The organism is Alkaliphilus oremlandii OhILAs (assembly GCF_000018325.1).
Taxonomy (GTDB): domain Bacteria; phylum Bacillota; class Clostridia; order Peptostreptococcales; family Natronincolaceae; genus Alkaliphilus_B; species Alkaliphilus_B oremlandii.
Window position 1 is genome coordinate 3072170 of sequence record NC_009922.1, and the last position, 22316, is coordinate 3094485.

Annotated in this window: 22 protein-coding genes; 5 read left to right on the forward strand and 17 right to left on the reverse strand. The window is 34.3% G+C overall.

Features of this window, described 5'->3' with window-relative positions; all coding sequences use genetic code 11:
• Positions 1–22: 22 nt before the first annotated feature.
• The 4 genes from ortA to CLOS_RS14865 all read right to left on the reverse strand — a co-directional run bounded on the left by ortA (position 23) and on the right by CLOS_RS14865 (position 5997).
• Positions 23–325, reverse strand: a complete 303-nt coding sequence (gene ortA, locus CLOS_RS14850) for a 2-amino-4-oxopentanoate thiolase subunit OrtA (protein WP_012160662.1) — start codon at positions 323–325, stop codon at positions 23–25.
• Positions 326–414: 89 nt separating this feature from the next.
• Positions 415–1788 carry a sigma-54-dependent transcriptional regulator gene (locus CLOS_RS14855; protein WP_012160663.1) on the reverse strand — a complete coding sequence of 458 codons (1374 nt, stop codon included), beginning with the start codon at positions 1786–1788 and terminating at the stop codon, positions 415–417.
• Between the two features lie 2 nt (positions 1789–1790).
• Entirely contained in the window at positions 1791–3686 is a 1896-nt protein-coding gene (locus CLOS_RS14860; protein WP_198006300.1) for a transporter substrate-binding domain-containing protein, read from the reverse strand.
• A 289-nt stretch (positions 3687–3975) separates the two neighbouring features.
• Positions 3976–5997: a S9 family peptidase gene (locus tag CLOS_RS14865; protein ID WP_012160665.1), complete on the reverse strand. Its 2022-nt coding sequence runs from the start codon at positions 5995–5997 to the stop codon at positions 3976–3978.
• Positions 5998–6476: 479 nt separating this feature from the next.
• Here CLOS_RS14865 and CLOS_RS14870 point away from each other — a divergent pair, with 479 nt between their 5' ends.
• Positions 6477–6923, forward strand: coding sequence for a hypothetical protein (locus CLOS_RS14870; RefSeq protein WP_012160666.1), 447 nt, complete (start codon positions 6477–6479; stop codon positions 6921–6923).
• Positions 6924–6940: 17 nt separating this feature from the next.
• Here CLOS_RS14870 and CLOS_RS14875 read toward each other — a convergent pair whose 3' ends face one another.
• On the reverse strand, positions 6941–8011 hold the full coding sequence (locus CLOS_RS14875; RefSeq protein ID WP_012160667.1) for a DUF5050 domain-containing protein: 1071 nt from the start codon (positions 8009–8011) through the stop codon (positions 6941–6943).
• Positions 8012–8428: 417 nt separating this feature from the next.
• On the opposite strand from CLOS_RS14875, the gene CLOS_RS14880 reads away from it, so the two are divergent.
• A complete protein-coding gene (locus CLOS_RS14880; RefSeq protein ID WP_012160668.1) occupies positions 8429–8644 on the forward strand; it encodes a hypothetical protein in 216 nt (71 codons plus the stop codon).
• 424 nt (positions 8645–9068) lie between these two features.
• Here CLOS_RS14880 and CLOS_RS14890 read toward each other — a convergent pair whose 3' ends face one another.
• A complete protein-coding gene (locus CLOS_RS14890; protein WP_012160669.1) occupies positions 9069–9662 on the reverse strand; it encodes a hypothetical protein in 594 nt (197 codons plus the stop codon).
• 9 nt (positions 9663–9671) lie between these two features.
• Positions 9672–10037, reverse strand: coding sequence for a LytTR family DNA-binding domain-containing protein (locus tag CLOS_RS16525; RefSeq protein ID WP_012160670.1), 366 nt, complete (start codon positions 10035–10037; stop codon positions 9672–9674).
• A gap of 174 nt (positions 10038–10211) precedes the next feature.
• Here CLOS_RS16525 and CLOS_RS14900 point away from each other — a divergent pair, with 174 nt between their 5' ends.
• Positions 10212–10979: a hypothetical protein gene (locus CLOS_RS14900; protein ID WP_012160671.1), complete on the forward strand. Its 768-nt coding sequence runs from the start codon at positions 10212–10214 to the stop codon at positions 10977–10979.
• Positions 10980–11193: 214 nt separating this feature from the next.
• Here CLOS_RS14900 and CLOS_RS16125 read toward each other — a convergent pair whose 3' ends face one another.
• From CLOS_RS16125 to CLOS_RS14920, 4 genes are all read right to left on the reverse strand, one after another.
• Entirely contained in the window at positions 11194–11391 is a 198-nt protein-coding gene (locus tag CLOS_RS16125) for a site-specific integrase (protein ID WP_198006301.1), read from the reverse strand.
• A gap of 173 nt (positions 11392–11564) precedes the next feature.
• A complete protein-coding gene (locus CLOS_RS15400; RefSeq protein WP_049753871.1) occupies positions 11565–12668 on the reverse strand; it encodes a TnsD family Tn7-like transposition protein in 1104 nt (367 codons plus the stop codon).
• A 428-nt stretch (positions 12669–13096) separates the two neighbouring features.
• Positions 13097–14923, reverse strand: a complete 1827-nt coding sequence (glmS, locus tag CLOS_RS14915) for a glutamine--fructose-6-phosphate transaminase (isomerizing) (RefSeq protein WP_012160672.1) — start codon at positions 14921–14923, stop codon at positions 13097–13099.
• Positions 14924–15475: 552 nt separating this feature from the next.
• A complete protein-coding gene (locus CLOS_RS14920; protein ID WP_012160673.1) occupies positions 15476–15694 on the reverse strand; it encodes a helix-turn-helix domain-containing protein in 219 nt (72 codons plus the stop codon).
• A gap of 170 nt (positions 15695–15864) precedes the next feature.
• On the opposite strand from CLOS_RS14920, the gene CLOS_RS14925 reads away from it, so the two are divergent.
• Complete coding sequence (locus CLOS_RS14925) at positions 15865–16242, forward strand: helix-turn-helix domain-containing protein (protein ID WP_012160674.1); 378 nt, start codon at positions 15865–15867, stop codon at positions 16240–16242.
• Between the two features lie 131 nt (positions 16243–16373).
• On the opposite strand, the gene CLOS_RS14930 is transcribed toward CLOS_RS14925, so the two are convergent.
• The 6 genes from CLOS_RS14930 to CLOS_RS14955 all read right to left on the reverse strand — a co-directional run bounded on the left by CLOS_RS14930 (position 16374) and on the right by CLOS_RS14955 (position 19498).
• Positions 16374–16742: a LapA family protein gene (locus CLOS_RS14930; protein WP_012160675.1), complete on the reverse strand. Its 369-nt coding sequence runs from the start codon at positions 16740–16742 to the stop codon at positions 16374–16376.
• Between the two features lie 24 nt (positions 16743–16766).
• Positions 16767–17180 carry an NUDIX hydrolase gene (locus CLOS_RS14935; protein ID WP_012160676.1) on the reverse strand — a complete coding sequence of 138 codons (414 nt, stop codon included), beginning with the start codon at positions 17178–17180 and terminating at the stop codon, positions 16767–16769.
• A gap of 18 nt (positions 17181–17198) precedes the next feature.
• A complete protein-coding gene (locus CLOS_RS14940) occupies positions 17199–18107 on the reverse strand; it encodes an AEC family transporter (RefSeq protein WP_012160677.1) in 909 nt (302 codons plus the stop codon).
• A 28-nt stretch (positions 18108–18135) separates the two neighbouring features.
• Positions 18136–18603, reverse strand: coding sequence for a YdeI/OmpD-associated family protein (locus CLOS_RS14945; protein ID WP_012160678.1), 468 nt, complete (start codon positions 18601–18603; stop codon positions 18136–18138).
• A 42-nt stretch (positions 18604–18645) separates the two neighbouring features.
• Positions 18646–18969: a hypothetical protein gene (locus CLOS_RS14950; RefSeq protein ID WP_041720053.1), complete on the reverse strand. Its 324-nt coding sequence runs from the start codon at positions 18967–18969 to the stop codon at positions 18646–18648.
• Between the two features lie 67 nt (positions 18970–19036).
• On the reverse strand, positions 19037–19498 hold the full coding sequence (locus CLOS_RS14955) for a GNAT family N-acetyltransferase (RefSeq protein ID WP_012160680.1): 462 nt from the start codon (positions 19496–19498) through the stop codon (positions 19037–19039).
• Positions 19499–19951: 453 nt separating this feature from the next.
• Between CLOS_RS14955 and CLOS_RS15405 the strand changes: the two genes are divergently transcribed.
• Entirely contained in the window at positions 19952–22240 is a 2289-nt protein-coding gene (locus CLOS_RS15405; RefSeq protein WP_012160681.1) for a peptidoglycan-binding domain-containing protein, read from the forward strand.
• Positions 22241–22316: the final 76 nt, after the last annotated feature.

Genomic DNA, 22316 nt, shown 5'->3' on the forward strand with positions numbered 1-22316 from the left:
CAATATTGTCACCCCTTTTATACTATAAATTTCCTAGTTCTTTTCTTACTTCCATACCGATGGTTAACAAGCATGGCTCAGGCTCTCCAAAATCATGAATATGTCTTGGCTTTACTGCAACTAGGATTCCTTTTGTAATACGGTCGGTGAGCGTTCTAATAGAAACCTCATCTCCTATTTTCGCCTCTTCATCGAGTAAAAAACCCTTTACCCACATCTTTAGTGGCACAGCTTTCGTATCCTCAGGAAGCTGAGGCGCTCTTTCTTCAGGCGATAGTATCAAGTTTTCTATCTCTACCCAATCATTCTTTGTTGCTAATTCCATGATGCTCCCTCCTCACTGTTAAATTTATTTTATTAAATAAAAGACGCTACCTTAATACTATTGCAAAATTAATGCCAAATCTGCCGACCTTAATCTAAATTCATATATTCTCTTAAGTTGTATTCATTAATCTTATTAAAGAGCTGCCTTCTGCTGATTCCTACAGCTCTTGCCGTTTGCGAAATATTATAATTGAAATGCATCAATGCCTTTAAGAAATAATCCTTTTCAAATGCATATCGAGCTGAGTTAAAATCCATTATACAATCATCTTTTATTGTGGATTTGCCATCGAACTCTTTTTCGATGGCACTCTGAAGCCTAAGAATCCCATCCTTTGAAAGCACAAACAATCTTTCGATTATGTTCTTTAGCTCTCTTATATTTCCTGGATAATCGTAGTGCAACAGGTATTCTAATGTTTGCTTGTCTATATCCCTAATATCCTTTTTTAACTCCTTTTTATACATATTTACGAAAAAATAGATCATATCTAGTAGATCTTCCTTTCTCTCTCTTAAAGGAGGGATCTCTATGGTTATGGTATTGATCCTATAAAATAGATCCTGTCTAAAGCTGTTATTTTTCACTTCGTCGGCGAGAATCTTATTGGTAGCACTGATCAATCTAAAGTCTACATCAATCTGCTTATTAGATCCCATTCTTTCAATTTTTCTGTTCTCCAATACCCTTAGGAACTTAACCTGTGTATTCAGAGAGATCTCTCCTATTTCATCTAGAAAAATGGTTCCTCCATTGGCTTCCTCAAACCTACCGATTCTTTTATCCTTAGCTCCTGTGAATGCTCCTTTTTCATGACCGAATAATTCTGCCTCTAAAAGATTGTCCGAAAAATATTGACAGTTAATCGCCACAAATGGCATTGTATTTCTACTGCTTTTATCATGTAGTTTTTGAGCCAATACTTCCTTTCCTACACCGGACTCTCCCAGAAGTAGTACATTGCTACTGGTGTCTGCCACCTTATCTACAATCTCCAAGATTTCCTTCATCTTAGCATTCTTGCTTTGATACAAGTACCTTTCATTATTTTCAGCATCAGAATACATATTTTGCTTTTTTTGAAGGTTTATAATTCTTTTTGCCTTCCCTATTTCTATGAGCAAAGCTTCTGGATTGTGGCTTTTAACGAAGAAACCAAAGGCGCCCATCCGCATAGCCTGTACAGCGGTCTCTACTCCTCCATATCCCGTTACCATAATAACCTCTACGGATTTATCATAGGTTTCTTTTATTTTTTTTAAAACCTCTAACCCATCAATTCCCGGCATTATTACGTCACAAAGTACAATGGGATAGTATTCCTCTTCTAGCTTTTCTAAGGCCTTCACTCCTGTTTCTGCTTCGCCAACAGAGAACCCTCTGCTTTCTAATATCATTCTATATGTTTCTCTATATTCTCTTTCATCATCGACAATCAATATTTTTGTAACTTCTGTCATATCTACATACCTGCCTTTACTGATGGAATATAAATCTTAAACTTCGTGCCTTTATGAATCTTACTCTCTACTTCAATATCTCCCTTTAGCTTTTTTACTTCATTATATGCAATATACAATCCCAGCCCAGTGCCTTTTCCCGGTCCTTTTGTCGTATAAAAAGGATTAAAGATTCGCTCTATATCCTTAGGGTCTATTCCCTCTCCTGTATCTACACACTCTATTACCATCCCTTGATTGTGTGGATATACATTTATAGTGATCTTACCTCCCCTTGGCGTTGCATCGATGGCATTGGATATCAGATTAATTAAAATATGCTTTAGAGATTCCTGATTTGTAATAGCACTGTATCCTTTCTCACAGTTTATTTCATAAGTGATCCCATTTTTCTGCATATACTTACACTGAAGCTCTACGATGCTATGGATAAATAAATTGATATCTACCAGCTCTGTTACATTGTCCGAAATTCTTGAAAAATTCAGTAGGTTATCGATGATTTTGCTGGCCCTGTCGATGGCAGAATCTATATACTCTAAAGATTTACTAATCAAAGGATTCTCCTCACTGTATCCTCTTATTATAAAGCTATGGTTCCGTACAATACCGAGAGGATTTCTGATTTCATGGGCAATGCCAGCAGCCAGCTCTCCAATGGCCATCATCTTATTCGCTTGTAATATCTGTCGTTTACTGATTTGCTCACCAGTTACATCATTCATTAAAATTAGTACGTTCTTAATATCTTCATCAATATCCTTTAGAGGATGTGCATCTATTTTATATATTGAGTTTTGAATATATCTTTCACTTTGATGGTGACATGCGGACTGGAGCGTTTTATTTAGTATACCGTTAAAGTCCACTGTAGAAAATGCCTCTAAGCATTGGTTCCACTGCATCCCTATTACTTGATTTTTATCCTTTCCTAAATAATCTAAAAATGCTCTATTGATATTAACAATATTACCTCTCCGATCCAAAACGATCATGTACTCTTTCATGCCATCAAAAACGATCTGTAAATCGTTTCTACTGTCCTCTAATTCCTTCGTTCTAATAACCACTTGCTTTTTTAAAGATGTACTCCATCCCATCATCAAAAGAAATGCGGAAATAAATGCAATACCTATCATTGTAAAATATCCCTTTAGTTTTTCTGTATCCAATGAGTTTACTATTGGCGTGGACAAACCAAACCATTTCTGCTGTATTTTTACCATGGTGTCTTTTTCATGTAAAGAATCGATTCCTTTATTCAGTATTGAAATTAGCTCTGGTTTGGACTTTGGTACAGCTAATACCACTTGTTTTTCATAAACAGGCTTATCAATGATTTTAATTTTGTTTTTTAGTTCCTGTTTTTGTAAATGATGAAATATTACAGGTTCATCTCCCAATGTTGCATCTGCCTTGCCTTCTGCAAGTAAAGAAAGAGCCTCACCTAAGTCTGCAACATGATGTTGTATGATATTCGGATAGTTTTCCTTGATATATTCGCTGGCATAATCCCCTTTTTGTAGTGCAATAATCCTGCCATTTAAATCATCCAAATCCATAATATTTTCTTCTGTTTCCTTTACGGCCAATACGGATCTCAAATTGTAGATGGGCTTTGAAAACAAATAATGTTTTCCCCTTTCCTTGCTTGGAAACATATCACAGATATCTGTTTCCCCTTGTGCTAACCCCTCTAGCGCATCCTCCCACAGCATGGGATAAAGCTCTATCTTTGTACCGATTTCCACAGACATCGCATTAAAGTAGTCGATCAATACGCCTTTATATTGGCCATCTGCTTCATCCTGAAACCTAAGTGGCGGTGCACTTCTGTCTGCTCCGTAGATTAAAGTCCCTTTCTCTTGAAGCCATTCTTTCTCCTTTTCCGTAAGCATATTAGAAGAGCCTATGTTAATCTCAAAGCCCTTATAAAAAATTGTAAATATAGAGAAAGTTAGTAAGATTATAATGAGCATCCAAATAATTTGTTTTTTTAATTTACCGTTCAAATAAATCCCTCTTTTTGTGTCGAATTTTTTGTTTACCATCATTATAACATAAGGTATTCTGCTTTATTCTATCGTGTCTGATTAAAAGTATTTCTATGCTTTTATACAATAAAAACAAACTATCCTGTAATCTTTACAAGATAGTTATAGTGTTAAAAAATTTGACTATTTTATTTTAGTATTCTCCTATACCTGTCCATAACGTCCTAAAATCTTTCATACGCTCTCCAAGGATATAGTGTGAAAACCACATTAAATTCTGCTTCATAATAGCCACATGAATTCCTGGATGATCGGAACTATATGCCATTTCTTTAAATATAATTAATTCCGTATCTACTTCCATATCTCTTAATCCTTTATATAGCTCATATGCTTTTGTAATTGGAACTATTGCATCCTTTTCCCCATGTTGGATTAAGGTAGGCGTACAGGCTGATTGAATATATGTTATTGGTGATGCTTTCGTATAGATCTCTGGCTCATTCCATGGATCATGTCCTAAATACATCCGAACAAAATAGGGTATATCTGTATTTGCATAATGGGTACTCCAATTCGTAATGCCACCGCCAACTGAAATCGCTTTAAATCTATCGCTAAATGTAGAACAGAAGGCGGATATATATCCGCCGTTGCTCCATCCCATAACCCCTACTCTGTCTTTATCTGCAATCCCTTTGTCAACTAGCTTGTCCACGCCGGATATCACATCATCGTAGTTCACAATTCCCAGTTTTCTGTAGTTTGCTTTTAAGAATTCATTGCCATAACCAGAACTTCCTCTATAGTTTGGTTCTAAAACCATAAAGCCTTTTTCTATAAACTGTTCAATCGGATATTTCTCATTAAAATAGTCTAGGAACACTGGAAATGATGCCCAATTTGGCCCTCCATGGATCACCACTAATAAGGGATATCTCTTATTTGCCTCTAACTCTGCTGGGGTAGATAAAACGCCCTCTATTTCAAGACCATCACTACTTTGCCATGAGATTATTTCCTTTTTGCTTTTAAGCTTCCCTTCAAAAAAGCTATTTTCGTTCGTTATCTTTTTATGGTCTAAATAGATTTCAAAAGTTTCATTAGCCATAGCTTTATTATAGGATATATGATTTCCATCCCTTGTTATAGAAGCATCCATTGTAAAGCCATCTGCTTTTCCGCTTAACACTTCCACTGTGCCATTCTCCGATAGTAATCCAATGAGATAATTCGTTTTATCCTGCCATCTAATTAAAATACCTTTAGCAGTCCACCTTAGTGGAGTAACCGTACTATCAAAACCTGTTAAAGGCTGCATTTGATCTCCACTATGAATATCATAAATCTCTAATGTACTCTCTTCTATATGGGTCTTATAGTAATCTTTTTCCTTTATGCTTGCTGCGTAACATATTTTAGTGCCTTCAGGAGAAAAGCAGACACTCCCCCGCAACAGCTTATCAATAGTCAACTTTTGTAGCCGTCCAGCTTTAATATCGAGTATGTATAGCTCTCTATTCATATAATCTTCTCCGTTTGGGCTTGGCGCGGCTATAAACGCAATCTTTTTACCATCATTGGAGATGTCAAATTCATGGATATGAAAATCCTTATCCTCTGTTAATTGATGGACCGCACTATTTTTATGTTGATCCTTAGCAAGACCATCAGAATTTTCTAGGTTTTCATATGTATCCTTTTGTATCAGTTTTTCTATTTCAATATAATACAAACAATTATTCTGATATTCCTTCCCTATATGCTGGAAATCTCCATATCGTTCCTTACGTTTTCTTATGGCCTCAGATTCTTTTGACTGTGAAACATAATAAAAACCCTTGCCAGTAGGCTCCCATTTAAACTTACTGACGCCTTCTTCTTCATCCGTAATTTGGATACTGCTGTAGCTATCCATTGACCGAACAAATATCTGGTTTTTCTTATTATGTCCTAAACTAAGATAGGCAATATCTCTAGAGTTTGGAGACCATAATGGGCATGTGCTTTCTATGTCTTCAGCTGTTAATGGATAACACTGCCCCTTATCTTTTTCATAGAGCCATACATGATTCACATATTTATTGTCTTTCCAGTTCGCTGTCCTCTTGACAAATGCTACGTTTTTGCCGTCTTCACTTATGTTTGTATCAGATAAGGTTGGTAGTGAAATCGCCTCTTCGATACTTAGATATGTTTTTTCATTCATTTTCATTAATAATCCCCCTCGTAACTATATTTCTCTAAGTCTGATAGAAACTCATGCTATCCTTTCGCTTTAGTTCCATTGAGACTTGTTGCTCTTCTCAAAATTGGGACATCCTGAATCTATATTCCTGGTTGATAATTTTGTCCAACGCCTTGCTCCCTACCCATTCATATATTTTTTTATTTTAAGACAAAAAATCATCCCTCTATGGTATATGTTACCATAGAAGGATGATTTTGATTTGACTTTATTTTAAAATAATTCAGATTTATTTAAAAGTGACAGTATAAATCTCCTTTTTATTTTTTATGTTGGTAAATAAATTAACATTAGACTACGAATAAAAATCCAAGTCGATAAACAAAGTTTGCAAAATCAATTTATAATGATATATTGAATAGAACAGAGATGAAGTAATGAACACCATTTCATTTAGTACATTATATTTTATGACTTTATAACAAATTATATTGGAGGATAAGATTATGCATGTACAAATATGCAATGAACCAAGAGCTGAAGTTTATAAAGACTTTATAGACTTTGCATTTGAAAAAAGCAAAAAGTTCTTTTTTCACATTCATAGCGGATGGTTGGATAACAAAAATACTTTTGACTTAATAAGAGAATTAAATGAACATATGATTGAAGTAATTCCAGCAACATCCTATGAGCATATGGAATACTCTAATGGTAACTTGTATGTTTTTGAGTGTAACGAGTTTACAAAATCAATATTAAAAAACAGAGTAAATGGATTATTTGAGTGGCTATTTCCAAAATTGCCAGAGGATTTATCCTTTCTAGATGAAACTGAATTTTTATGGCTAGCAACGATATCCCACGATAAAATGGCTTGGTTTAGGGCGTTAAGTCCTTCAGAAAAGGAATATTTAAGCCATGAATTAGGGCTTAACTTAAAAACATATTAAAACAATGAATAAACCAACTACTCTTCAAACCTCAAAGGTTCAAGGGTTTTATTTTCAAAATCAAATCGATAATATCCCTTTATAAGTGAGGTAATGCTGTCAATTTCAGTGATATATAGCTCTCCGCCAAGGATATACATTCTTACATTTTGGTTTAAATCTTTGACTAAAAGCTCTTTTTTCTTTCCTTTTTCATCTACACGATAAAGGTCGTACACAATGTTATTACTAATTTGTCGGGAATCAAAATAATAGAAAAAACCGCCATTATGGATAAGATTATGTCCTCCATGAATATTATGTACAATCTCTTCTCCCATACTACTAGAATCAAGATCAGTATTGCTTAAATCTATTCGATAGATAGCATCGAAGGTGGAATAATATATTGCTTCTCCATCATAACTAAATCGCTGTGGGGTATCATCCGTTCCCTTCAAAAGTTGTATTTCTTGGGTTTCCAAATTCATCCTATAATAATAAGGAATTTCGTGATCATAGGAGAAATAGATATAATCATCATCGATCCAGTTAATGAATCCGAAGTCATCTAAGGCAATACTTTCTTCGCCTGTTTTTAAATCAAATTTTCTAAAGGGATGATACATATCAGCAACATAATATATTGCATCTTTATAAATATAAAAGTTGAGCCAAGCCCCTTCAATTATAAGCTCTAATTCAGAACCATCTAAATTCATTCTATAAAGCCCTCTTTCTGGAAGCCATGTATTGAAGTAAATTTTATCATCCACTACTTGAAGAAAACGACCATACATATTACTTATTTTTTCAATATGATCTCCAGATAAGTCCATAGCATAAATCCCTACGTCGATCGCATCAAAGTCCACTGGCTCATATGGTGAAGCCGAATCATCTGCTTTCATACGAGAAAAATAAATTTTATTATTCCCCTCAACCATATAACTAAAATTATTGTAATTGGAGACCGTTGAAGAATAATCTTCTTTAACAATTTCTACTGGCACATCAGATAAACAAGCTGTTAAGGAAAGTGTAAGAAGAATAAGACAAAGAAGAACGCACATACTAGATACTTTAAATCCTATCCGTTTTTTACTCATAATGTATTCCCCCATTAGATACTAATATTATATATCTATCCATTCACTAGCTATTCTACCATATATTAGATACAAGGTTTCTTCTTGAATAGATACGTTTGCATTCTTACTTTTATACTTCATAGTACTTTTAAAGTTTCTATAATAAGTACGTTCAATCTGTAGTTATAGCAGGTTCACTAATGCTCGATTTTACTAATCCATTGTTATCCATAAAAAAACACCTCATTATGGTATATATTACCACAAAGAGGTGATCCTAATTCAATTTTTCAAAGTGATCCAACTTTATTCCAAATCACCTTCTACTAATACTACTGAAAGTTACATAGGATTAAGAATTTAAGAACAGATAAATTCTATGGAATCTACGGATTTTTATGGTTAGTATTCATCAGTCATAACCTGATTACTTTGATGAAAAACATAACCTTTAAAACATCTAAACTCAAGGATACGGGTATTAATTCACTGATAAAAAAACTAGGGAAAATTCGTGCTAAGGCAATAGAATTAAAAGATCATGTTGAGATTGCTGTGCCTAGCTTATCAGAACTGGCGAAAATATTTGTTGAAGCATTACAACCTAAGTATCTTCAATTAAGCTTCCATGCTTTTCTAAATACAGCTTAGTTTTTTGTACAAAACTTAGGTAATTATTTATAAAAGACACAAGTTATTTTATTATTTTGCTGAAATGTTTCTATATATAAATGAGCTTTAGTATATGTCTTATATTTAATTCCGAATCGCATATTAAATTTAAATCTACAATTAATTGATGTTTTCATCGTGTAATAATCATAAAAAGCTTAATACATGCTATAGCTCCAATTAATATAGCAGTTAGACTCATTAGGAAAAAAACAAATTTATTCCAACGAATAGAAGTCGGAGTTACATTTACAGGATTAAATTTCTTAGAACTTGTATACATTTTTTCAGATAAAAAATTTAAATTTAATATTGCGAATATACCTGCGGGAAGTAGCAATGAAAATAACGTAAAGAATAGAATATCGCCGAATTTTTCCAAGTAAATCACTCCTTTTATATATTATCTAGTTTCTAAGTTGTACCATTCATAATTATCTAAATCTGAAGTTTCTATCTTATCTTTAACAATATTCTGTAAATCAATTATTATATATGGATCTGCATATACTATTTCATATTTATCTTCATCTGTATTATAAATAAATAGATGAGTATATAAATATTTATCACTAGCTTTGTTCATAGCTCGTACTATTAAAATAAATGTCTCTCTATCATTTATTTGATACCCTTCTTTTAGTAAATTAACATTTATGGGTTCAGAAATTAAATAATGAGTTATTTTATTTTCTTTAATTCTTTTCCATTCATTTTTTACTGTTATTTCGGCATTCTCCATTAGTTTGTTTTCAAATTCAGTCAGTTTACTTTCAGAAACGTACTTTCTGTAATTTTCGAGCACTGGTTGCATAGAATTATCTATCTGTTGAGGACTACTACGTTTATTCCGAATTATAGTACTGTAATCAAAATAAATATTTCTGGTAAGTTCATGCATATCTTCTGCGTTAGTATCCACAAAATTGTGTTGAGCAGCACAACCCGTAGATAGAATAATCAGAATAATAAAAATACAAATTATTTTCGATTTCATATTATCACCTCATATACTAATTATTAAATCTTGTAACTTTTTTTTGTTATCTCTGCTAAGTATAGCTCTTTTTTCAGTACGTTTAAAATTAACGCAGTAAGAATTACTGAATCTATTTATCGATTTTATTTGTTTTAGATTAATTATAAAACTTTTATGAGATCTAAAAAATATATTTTTGTTCTCCAATATGTTCCAAATATTTTTCAATGTACTTTGAATAGTATATTCAGCTGTCAAAGTGCTAATAACTACATGCCTATCATTAACTTTTTGTATAAAATTTATTGAGTTAATATTTATAATCTCTTGCCTATTTCTTAATGATAATATCAAAAATTCATCTAAATTGCTATTTTTTTTTATTAAGTCCATATTGTCTTTAAAGACTGTCCTCCTTTCCTAGTATTTTTTTTAGCAAAAATAACCTGAAATGTAATATAATTTACATTTCACATACATATTATTACATTTTATGAAAAATATCAAGGTTTTTTAAAAAAAACCCAGAAATATTATAACGATTTTAAAATATAAGGAGGAGATTTTATGAAAACAAAGTTTAGAAAGCGGTTTACTGTGATGTGCGTAATGTTAATTGTAGTTTTACTTGGAAGTACGAATTCTTATGCGGCAAAAAACGATTACTATTGGAATTTGTATAAAAATGATCCTTATGTTGCAGATTATAATGTTATGGCACGTGCTAGAAGAGTTCCTGGCGGACCATCATATTATGATAGTTTGACAGGCATGGAATTTTTACCTGGATCTGGCGAAATTTTAAATTTGAGCAGTGCTACTAGAATACCCGGAGAGCCTCTTTACCAAAGGCAAGGATATAAGGCATTCTATCCACCGATGTATTCTCAATATATTCCTGAAAAAGCAACTGTAAACCTTAGTGATAAAAACACTGGAGATGGATATACTGTTTATATTGGATTGGCATTAGAAGGAGGATTTGTTGGATCTGGAGGAGCATCTGGAAACCTTGTAGTAAGTTATAATAAAGATACACAAAAATGGCATTTAGGCATTTTAGGATCTACTAATGGGAATGTAACTATAGGAAGTAAATTTGATGCAGAGTTCCATGTAGGTTTTTCTAATGGAAACACAACCACTTTATCTGGATTTGCGTATGCATCATCTGCGGAAGTCCCACTACTGGAAGGTACAATATCTGTAAATCCAGGTACGTTACATACCACTGTGGAATTTGCATTCCAAGCAGGTGCTTCAGCAAACTATTCACAGGGGATCACATATTCGTGGTATAAAGATATTGTAGTATTTGGTAATCCTTTTAGATAGAAACTTTATAATATAAATATTAATGGGGCTGTCTTAAAATGATTTGAACAATCATTTCAAGGCAGCCCCTTCATTCATTGATAAAAATATATAAGGTTAAGTTAATCATTTGAATTTGATTGAAAAATATTTCCGTATACGAATTTGCAGATAACAAAAGTTGCTCCATAGCACTGTTATATTTATAAACTAAATTAGTGTTATTCCATCCAAGCTAATTTGCTACATCATCAACTGCAGTGCCTAATCTTAAAGCATAAAATGCATAAGCATGACGAAGATCCTTGCTAGTAAATAAAGGTATACCCGCCGCACTACATGCAGATTCCATCACCTTTCTAGTCCAGTCTTTAGTAGCAGGTCGTATATCTTTAGTAGTAAGTATAAGTTTATTCATATCCCTAGTACGCATAAAAATATAATATGGTCGCTTCATATATGCTTTGAGAATTAAAGGTGAGAACAAGTTCTCTGTTAGAACTTTTTTCACTGCTTCTAATATTTTTATATACCTTGTATCTTCACCTTGGTCAATACGAATAGCGGTAAAATCTTTCTTGAAGATTATATCCTGAAGAGTAACATTTAATGCATAGGGAGTATTCCTAATACTTTTCCTAAATTAGACATAGTAATTCTTATAGGTTTTTCTTTAGATATTAACTCTAGGTATTCATTTTTACCTGCATTTAATACTTCTATGTCCCTTTTATTCCAATCTACTCTTTCATTACTTTTATTATCTATCTGCTTTCTATTTAACTTTTTAGGAAGATTATCTGAAAGCCATTTTCTATCATGTTTATAAATATAGTTATATTCTTTTTTGCAAAGTTCTCTTGTATTTGTTCTAGGCAAATTAGGATTATTAGAAATACTATCTAATATAGTATTCTTATATAATTCTATATCTATATTAGTACTATCATTTAGCTTAATATTTTCTTCAAGTTTATTCATTTTAGAATCTTTAAACCTATTTATACCAAAATACTTATCGTATTTTACAACAGTTTTAGGATCACATTTCATCAATTTAGCTATATCTCTTATACTATAATCCCTTAAATTTAAATATTTTTTTAATTTATCTTCCCACTCATACCCAAAGTTTTTTACTCTGCCTACTTTGTATCTATCGTCGTAATTTGTATCAGGGCCTTTCCTTGAATAGATAAAACCACAGTCGCATGTAAATGTTCCAACAGGCTTTCTAGTCTTATAATCAGAAGTTATTTTAAAGTTGTATATTATATCTTGTTTATAATGATCTGCTACGGGATTTAGACATGGCCATGGAGATTTACCAAATGGATTGTACTCATTATCTTTGTCTATACCTGATTCCATTATTTCTAAAAATTCTTCACCATAAAAATTTATAAATTCTTCATGCAGTTCTCTCTGCTTTATATTTTTATTTACTGATAATAGCTCCTCTTTATCAAGGAGCTCCTTATATTTTTTAAATATAGTATCTTTATCAAATTCAAAAATATTACTGGTCAATATATAATAAGCTGCCTTAGATACTTCTAATAGTCTTGAATTCATTCTTTCATTTTCTTCATATTCTACATTAAAATCCAAATACCTTTCATCAAGCCTTATGAAAGCTACTCTACTACTAATGGTTTTATCTATATCATATTTTTTAAGTTTGGCTTCATTATGAGGACATGTAAACACGCCTTTATTCCAAGTTCTTTTGCTATTAATAACGTCTCTTCTAATGGCAATAAAGGAAACTGTTCCCTAATGTAAATTACAGGATCAGAATACTCAAGAATATAAAAATAGTCCCTTTCCATATCTGAAGGAAACTCATGTTGTCTATTTGTCTTTATTCCTTTTAATCTTATTGCTCGTCCCAATGAAGAGACGTCTTGAATTAATAACCATGGTTGATATTCTTGCCCTATTCCTTGTCCTCTGCCATTTTTTATTAATTTTTTAATTTCATTTTGAGTTATAGTTCTTTTTCTTTTCCCATAAAAAAATCACCTCTTTGAGGTATTACCGCAAAAAGGTGATTTGAATTCAAACTTTTTTTCAAATGATCAATCTAGTTCAATCTTTTTGAGAAACGACAATCCTCACATTTCCCAGGCAATATTCTACTCTACCGTAACAGATTTCGCTAAGTTCTTCGGTTTATCTACATCGCAGCCCCTCGCTACAGCGATGTAATATGCCAGTAATTGTAGTGGAATTACCGATAACACCGCTGTCAGTTCATCCATAGTTTCCGGTATATAAATCACTGTATCTGCGGATTTTTCGATTTCTTTATTTGTTTCTTTCGCCACTGCTATAACATAGGCGCCTCTTGCTTTTACTTCTTTAATATTAGAAAGCATTTTATCGTATAAGCTATCCTGTGTAGCCAAAGCTACGACAAGGGTACCTTCCTCAATTAGAGCAATGGTTCCGTGCTTCAATTCCCCTGCTGCAATAGCCTCTGAATGAATATAGGATATTTCCTTTAGCTTTAAGGACCCTTCTCTAGAAACATAATCGTCTAAACCTCTACCGATATAGAATACACTTTGGTTGTTGAACTGCTTATCAGCAAGGGATTGCAGTATATTCTTATCAAATAGGATCTTCTCTGCCTTTTCAGGTAATGCTTTTAATTCCATTAGCACTGCATCGTGTTTTTCCTTTGATAAAACACCTTTTTTAATGCCCATGTTCAATGCGATAAGATACATTGCGATCAGCTGGGTAACGTATGCCTTTGTAGATGCTACCGCAATTTCTGGTCCTGCCCAGGTATAGAAAACATCGTCGGCCTCTCTAGAAATTCGGCTACCTACCACATTGGTTACCGCCATGACCCGAGCGCCCTTTTCCTTGGCCTCTCTAAGAGCAGCCAAAGTATCTGCGGTCTCACCAGATTGACTAATGGAGATTACTAAAGTTTTATCGTCCACAAAAGGGTCTCTGTATCTAAATTCCGATGCAATATCCCACTCAACAGGAATCTTTGCAAACTTTTCAATGGCATACTTTCCGATTAACCCTGCATAGGCAGCAGTACCGCAAGCGACAATCATGATTTTGTTGATTCGTTCTAGCTCTTCTTTCGTGATCTTAATATCATCTAAAACGATTTCATTATGTTCATTCAATCGTGGAGAGATGGTATCTTTGATCGCCTTCGGTTGTTCGTGGATTTCTTTCAGCATAAAATGTTGGTATCCACCTTTTTCAGCAGACTCCACATCCCAGGTTACTTCGAAAATCTCCCGATCTACTTTTTGCCCAAACTCATTTAAAATACGAACTTGGTCTCTTTCTAAAATTGCCATTTCTCCATCCTCTAAAAAGTATACGTTCTTTGTATATTTTAATAGGGCAGGAATGTCGGAGGCTATGAAGTTTTCTCCCTTACCTACGCCGACCACCAACGGACTATCCTTTCGAACAGCCACCAATTGATTCGGATTCTGTCTGCTGATGACACCGACTGCATAGGCGCCTTCCATTCTTCCTACTGCTTTGTGTACTGCTTCTATTAAATCTCCTTTATAATAGTAATCTACTAAGTGGGAAATTACCTCTGTATCTGTATCCGATACAAATACCTTTCCTTCTGAAATTAACCATTCCTTCAGCTTCATATAGTTTTCTATGATGCCATTATGGACCACTGCAATGTCTCCAGTATGGTTGGTATGGGGATGTGCATTGACATCATTTGGCTCTCCGTGGGTCGCCCATCTCGTATGGCCGATTCCTAAAGAACCTGGGATCTTCTCTTCTTTTAAATGATCCTCTAAAACACTTAATCTACCCTTGAACTTTCTTACGACAACATCGTTATTATTATAAATGGCGATACCCGCAGAGTCGTATCCTCTATATTCTAATTTTTCCAAGCCTTCTATTAAAACAGGTACGGCTTCTTTCTTTCCTATATATCCAACAATTCCACACATTTGGCTGTCTCCTCTCATTCTTCCAAAATAAAAAATCTTCTTATTCATATCTTTTTCAAAAATTCCGTATTTATCCTAGGCTCATCCCTAAAAAAATGCAACAAAAAACTAAGCCTCTGCAAGTACCTTCAAAAAATACTTTCACAGACCTTTTCACCAAGATCATTTTGTTCCACAGATTGCTCCATGGTTTTGTAGATCCGCTATCGGTGGTGAATACACCGCAGGGCATCCGCCGAAAACTCGATGAACCCTGTCCCTCGTCAACTTAGATCCTTTTCCCGATCGAAATCTAAGTTCTGGCGCTTTTCATTAAATTTTAGATTTATTGTACAATCACCATACCTCCTTCTAAATATTATTTGAGCCTAGTATTCCTTTGAAATTATTCATTGGCATTTTCTAGGGCTCCTACTATTATATGATTTGATACCCCATTGTTGTGAACTTACAAAAATAGGTATATATAGATTCTATCACATATATACCCTGGGCACAATAAATAAGAGATTTCCTTATTCCATCGATTGTATTCTATTTTACTTGCAGATATTATTTTTTCTGCTTTTGATTCAATTCTTCATTTCCATCAAATAGAACGGATTTTATTTTATCTTTATATTTTTTCCCCGATCGTTCCCCATATAAAATCATACTAAGATATTCTTCCGATGTACCAACCCGAGCTGCTAAGTTTTTCTGTGTCATATTTAATTGAAATAATCTTAGTTTTACTAACTCCCCAAAATCAGTTAGCTTTCTCTTTCTCAATTTAAACAAACCCCCTCTTATATTAGAAAACTTAGCATTCTCTTTTATAAGATATTTGTGATACAATAATAAAGATTAAGAGTTAATCACAATTAAAGTTTATCTCTTTTATCAGAAAATGTCAATGTATTTTCTCTGATTTAAGATATTTTGAGCAAGGAGGATTTTAAATGGATACAATAGGGAAAAGAATTCGAGCTGCTAGAAAGGCGAACAATTTAACCTTAATTGATATAAAAAACATTACTGGGCTATCTACTGGTAACCTTAGTGAGCTGGAAAACGATAAGTTTCTACCATCTGCCAATGCACTTATTCAATTTAAGAAATTATTTAATGTATCAATCGATTGGATCTTAACTGGAGAAGAGCCGAATTACGCTACAAATCCACAAGCCTTTAATGAAATGAAGGAAGCTTATATCATTAGCGAGTATACAGAAGATGAAATAAAAATGATTGAATCCTACAGAAAACTGGATTATGAAAGTAAACAGAACCTTAAGGGGTACTTAGCCGTCGTTCTTTCTACCATAGACAACAGGTAATTTTTTTATAACCCAATGATTAAGAATTAATCATTTAAAAACGCTATGGCTTTTTATACATTTTTTCCAATAAATAAAGGCAGGAGATCCTCCATAAATATAATAGCGCCTCCTGCTTCTTTTAGATTGTTTTATTTTTCAAGTTCTATTACAGACATCTCCTCTTTAGCCTCTACTTCCTCTACCTTTTCTTCTTTCACCGCTACAGTTGTTTCTTCTAATTTCATCTGAAGCATATTTTTTTCTTCCGTAAGCTTCGTGATCTCTTTTGTCAATTGCTTGATCTTCATTCCTTGCCTTATTTGCTTAATCAGCCCGAGGAATACTACGATGATTGCCCCTAATATGGCGGACCCCAATATGACAATGGCCTGTGATATATTAAATTCGTAAAGTAGGAATCGAATACTCACACTGTCTGCATTCTGAATCGCAAAAGCGGCAACTAAAGCTGAAAATAGTAATGATATAATGAATCTTACTTCCATATTAATTTTCATAGAACCCATCCTCTTTCGTATAGTTTATAAAAAAATCTGATTTCTGTACATATTAACTTGCTCTATCATGTGACCGATATTCCCCTCTCCAGCATAGATGGACATATCGAAGAAATCATGATCTAAGTCCGACCAAAATAATGCATGGACTTCCTCTACGAGCATTACTTCCTTATTCAATTTCCCCACATATACTTCTACATAACACTGCTGATAATAATATCTAAAGTCCATGAGATGCTTTAACTGGATATCTTCTTTCGATATTCCCGTTTCCTCGTATAATTCTCTGTAGGCTGCTGCAAATCCTTCTTCTCCAGGATCGATTTTTCCTCCCACTAAATTATACAACCCCATATAGGGATCTTTCCTTCGCTTGCACATCAGCAGTCGATCTAAATCCTTGTTATAAACCATAATGATATTATACCCTTGCATATCCATTCCTCCCAAAAGTTATATCAATAGCGAGATCAGCGGTATTGTAGCGATGGAAACAATATGAGATATCACTGCAAACTTTGATGCGAATTCTATATTGCCACCATGTCTTTGCGTTAAGATGACCATCATCACTGCCGACGGTAGGGATTCCATCGTTACAATGATATTTACGAGAAATGCTGGTGCACTTAGTGCTCTTAATATAATTAAAGTGAGTATGGGCGAAACAATCAATTTAATAAAGCAGCCGTAATAGATATCTTTATCAAAAGCGATTTCTTTAAACTTCAACTTCGTAATCTTCTCTCCCAACAGGATCATCGGCAGGGGCCCTGTCAGTGACGCCAACATGGCAATGGGTTTCTCAATGACGTAAGGTACTTGTATTTTTAGTAGAAGCGCAATTGTACCCAAGAGAATGGCTATGATGGCTGGTGTTTTTAGTATTTTTTTGAATGGAGAATCCGCCTTCTCCTTTGATAATATACCTTCTCCATAGGTCCATAGCAAAGTATGGTATGGAATCATAAATACAGAAGCATAGAGGGCAGCTTCTTGTCCAAACACCTCCAATATTAAAGGTAGCCCCATGAACCCTAAGTTTGGAAAAATTGTTCCAAAGCGAAAGGTTTGTTTTTTTTCAGCAGGATATTTTCTAAAGGCTATTTTAGAAAGTAAAATAATGCTGGTATGTATGATCAACGAGTATAGAATGGCCAATAGGAGCCCTCTTATGGTTTCCTTCGAATAGCGGATATTAAAAGATGAAAAAATCAGTGCCGGTAAAGCAATGCTGGTTAGTAGGTGTGTGATTCCATTGGATAGGGCATCTGTGATGATTCCCCTCTTCGTTGCTACATAACCCACAGCCATTAATATTCCTAATACAATTACTTGCTCTGTCACAAAGGATGCTTGCATATAAATCCTCCTTATCCCTTCGGTTTTATTATGATTGATTGATTTTGTTCCTTAACGTGACAATAGCTTCATCCAGCCTTTTTGCCCTTGTTTCCTCTTTTTTAGCACTTGTGATCTTATTTACATAGGATTTTTGATTGGTATAGGATAGCCTATTAAAAAATTCATGGACTTCCTTATCCTCTTCCAACCGTTCCATTAGATCCTGGGGGATATCAACAACCCTCGGTTCATCATCCCTTTTTAAAACAATATGAACCACATCTCCCGGCTGCTTTCCAATGGCATCCCTTATATTTTTTGTAATTCCCAACAGATGGCAATGGTGTCCCATTTTTGCTAAGGAACCCCTATATCCATAGCCATCGAAGGTTACGGAGACCTTCACCTGCCCTTTTACTCCAAATTCTGCTTCAACATTATAAGGGAATTCGATAAATGCGGCATCCATCCCTTCTTTCTTCTTGATTTCAGCATCAAATTCATAAATCTTCATCTAGAATGCCTCCCTTCTCTTTCGCTTATTTCTAAAGAACAGCTATTCCAATATATCTTTAGGAATTTCACCATGGGAGTAATATCGAATCTTCTTGCCTTTTTCTCTTGCATATTCAATCTCTTTCCTTGTACTATGTCCAATATAGCCATTCACATCAATAACAAAGATTTCATCGGAAATATCAATTTTTCTAAGATGTAAATTTCCAAGGAGCTCCGCTTGCTCTTCTGTTATTTCAAAGCCTTCGCTCTGCTCAAAAAAACCGAGGCTTATTACAATATTTCCTTGCAGTGTGAGAAATGCATTGGTTTGTTCAAATTGCTCCTTAAATTTTGTAGACCCGCACAATGTAATCACCTTCATAGGCATCCCCTTTCAAACTCCTTCATCTGTAACAAATTGTGGCACCAGTCAAAACAATAGTTTATATCTATAAATCGACAGCAAGTCGAATCATATCCATGCATTCAATTCCATTCTCTATTATTTTTTCTTTATAATGCTTTTTAAAAAAATCTCGGTCGATGCCAATAATGCGAAACCCACACTTCTGATAGAGAGCCAGTTGACCAATACTAGAGTTTCCAGTACCCACTTCTAAAACCTTTGCTTTTTCTTTTCTTGCCATATCCATTGCACTCTGCACTAAGCTCCTACCGATTCCCTTACCTTGATACTCCTCTCTAACAGCAATATTGACCAGCTCTAAAGTGAGGGGTCTCGTTCTGATTAATACGTAAATACCAACCATCACATGCCCTATGGAGGCAATGTAAATACTTCCTCTATGAATATAATCCTGGATCGTCTCCATTGAAGGGTCTGCTAGAAGAAGTAAATCATAGGGGATTGTATCCTGATCATTTAGTTTCTTTATCTTCAAATTCTCCATCGGCTGCCCTCCTTCTATCTTCATTTCACTGTGTTATCAAAAAATTTGGTCGGTTATTGTTCTATTTTACTATAAAATTTATTTTTCTTCTATTCATAATCTTAGGTTTCCTAGGTAGGATCTGTGATTAAATATAATTATATTTATTTTTACCATGCACATGCTGATATATTTTTAACGCCATTATTTTCTTTAGCTTTGGGCATTGAAGTTGAATTCATCGGTTTCTGACCAAAAAAGAATGGATTCTATAAAAAAGTAATTATTTTCTTAAGGAAAATTAATATTAATACTATACTTTTTTCTAATTTCTTGGTAATATAAAAATGATAATATTTATTAAATAATAGTCGAATAATTTAAGTTTGATATTTAACAAACTTAACCTTTGGATTCATCTTAAATTACGGCTATGATTTATTAAAATAGCAAATTAAATAAGGGGGATTTACTGTGAAGAAAAGACAAAAACTAGTTATCTGCACATTAGTCGTAGTAACTATGCTATCTGCCATGATTGGTGGACCAGCAGGCGTATTAGCTTTTGCTAATACAACATCAACTTCTGAGTTAAATCGTTTACTTGTTAAGGGCTCTATCGGTAACGACGTCAAACTTCTGCAAACACTTCTCAATAATGAAGGTGCTAATCTGGAAGTTGACGGTAGTTTTGGACCTTTAACTCTAAAAGCCGTTAAAGAATATCAAAGTAAAAATGGATTAAAAGTAGATGGTTTCGTTGGACCGCTTACTCGTGCAAGTTTAATGGGCAAAGCAGCTCAAATTCCAACTGTAACTGAGCCTACAAAACCGACTACACCTACTGCACCAACTGCACCTACTACAAAACCTGTTGAGACAACTACAACTTTAGCTCCTGGTAAAACAGCTTTAAAAATCGGAAGAGCAGACTATGCTGCTCACGGTACAAAAAGCTTTGCCAACGTTACAGTTGCATTAGTTGGTGATAAGATTGTTGCTACTTCTATCGAAGAGTATCAATTCATGGCAAAGGCTTCTAATACTGGCGTTCCTAACTCTGACAAAGACTTCGGTAAGAACTATGCAGATCCTGAAATGGTTCTAGCTTCTAAGCTTGTAAATGCAGATGCTTACAGTGCAAACATGGCTGCTAAAGCTGGTTCTACTGTTCATTTACGAGATAACTTCAAAGCCATTGAAAACTTTGTGAAGGGTAAAACTGTAGCCGAGCTTAAAGCAGTTACTGCTAAGACTCCTCAAGAAGTCGTAGATGCTGTTTCTGGCGCTACTTTAGTAGATACTTATGGATATATTAATGCAGTGGTTAAAGCGGCTGAAACAATCAGAGCTACTTTCCCTGTAGATGTTACTTCTATCAACAATTTAACTATGGGAAGAGCAGACTTTGCTGCTCATGGAACTAAGAGCTTTGCTAGTACAGTTACTGTTTTAGATGGTGACAAAATTGTAGCTGCTTCTATTGAAGAATATCAATTTATGGCAAAGGCTTCTAATACTGGCGTTCCTAACTCTGACAAAGATTTTGGTAAAAACTATGCAGATCCGAACATGGTTTTAGCTTCTAAATTAGATAATGCAGATACTTACAGCGCAAACATGGCTACTAAGGCTGGTTCTACTGTTCATCTACTTAAAAACTTTAATGCAATCGAAACATTTACAACTGGAAAAACAGTTGCTGAACTTGAAAAAACTCTTTCTAACAATACTGCAGAGCAAATGGTGGATGCTGTAACCAGCGCTACTTTAGTAGATACTTATGGTTACGTTAAAGCTATTGTTGAAGCAGCTAAGAAGGCTCCTGTATCTGAAAAAACAGCTTTAAAAATCGGAAGAGCAGACTATGCTGCTCACGGTACAAAAAGCTTTGCTAACGTTACAGTTGCATTAGCTGGTGATAAGATTGTTGCTACTTCTATCGAAGAGTATCAATTCATGGCAAAGGCTTCTAATACTGGCGTTCCTAACTCTGACAAAGACTTCGGTAAGAACTATGCAGATCCTGAAATGGTTCTAGCTTCTAAGCTTGTAAATGCAGATGCTTACAGTGCAAACATGGCTGCTAAAGCTGGTTCTACTGTTCATTTACGAGATAACTTCAAAGCCATTGAAAACTTTGTAAAGGGTAAAACTGTAGCTGAGCTTAAAGCAGTTACTGCTAAGACTCCTCAAGAAGTCGTAGATGCTGTTTCTGGTGCTACTTTAGTAGATACTTATGGATATATTAATGCAGTGGTTAAAGCGGCTGAAACGATCAGAGCTACTTTCCCTGTAGATACAGCTTCCATCAACAATTTAAAAATTGGAAGAGCAGACTTTGCTGCTCATGGAACTAAGAGCTTTGCTAGTGCTGTTGCCATCTTAGATGGTGACAAAATTGTAGCTGCTTCTATTGAAGAATATCAATTTATGGCAAAGGCTTCTAATACTGGTGTTCCTAACTCTGATAAAGATTTTGGTAAAAACTATGCAGATCCGAATATGGTTCTAGCTTCTAAATTAGACAATGCAAATACTTATAGTGCAAATATGGCTGCTAAGGCTGGCTCTACTGTTCATCTGCTTACAAACTTTAATGCAATTGAAGCATTTACAACTGGCAAAACAGTAGCAGAGCTTGAGTCACTTACTGCAACTAAAACTGCAGAGGAAATGGTGGATGCTGTAACCAGTGCTACTTTAGTAGATACTACAGGTTACGTTAAATCAATTGCAGCTGCTGCTAAATTAGCTAAATAATCGATTCAATTCATCCTTATAATACAATAAAAATCTGGGTTCCATATAGGTAATCGCCTATATCTGAACCCAGATT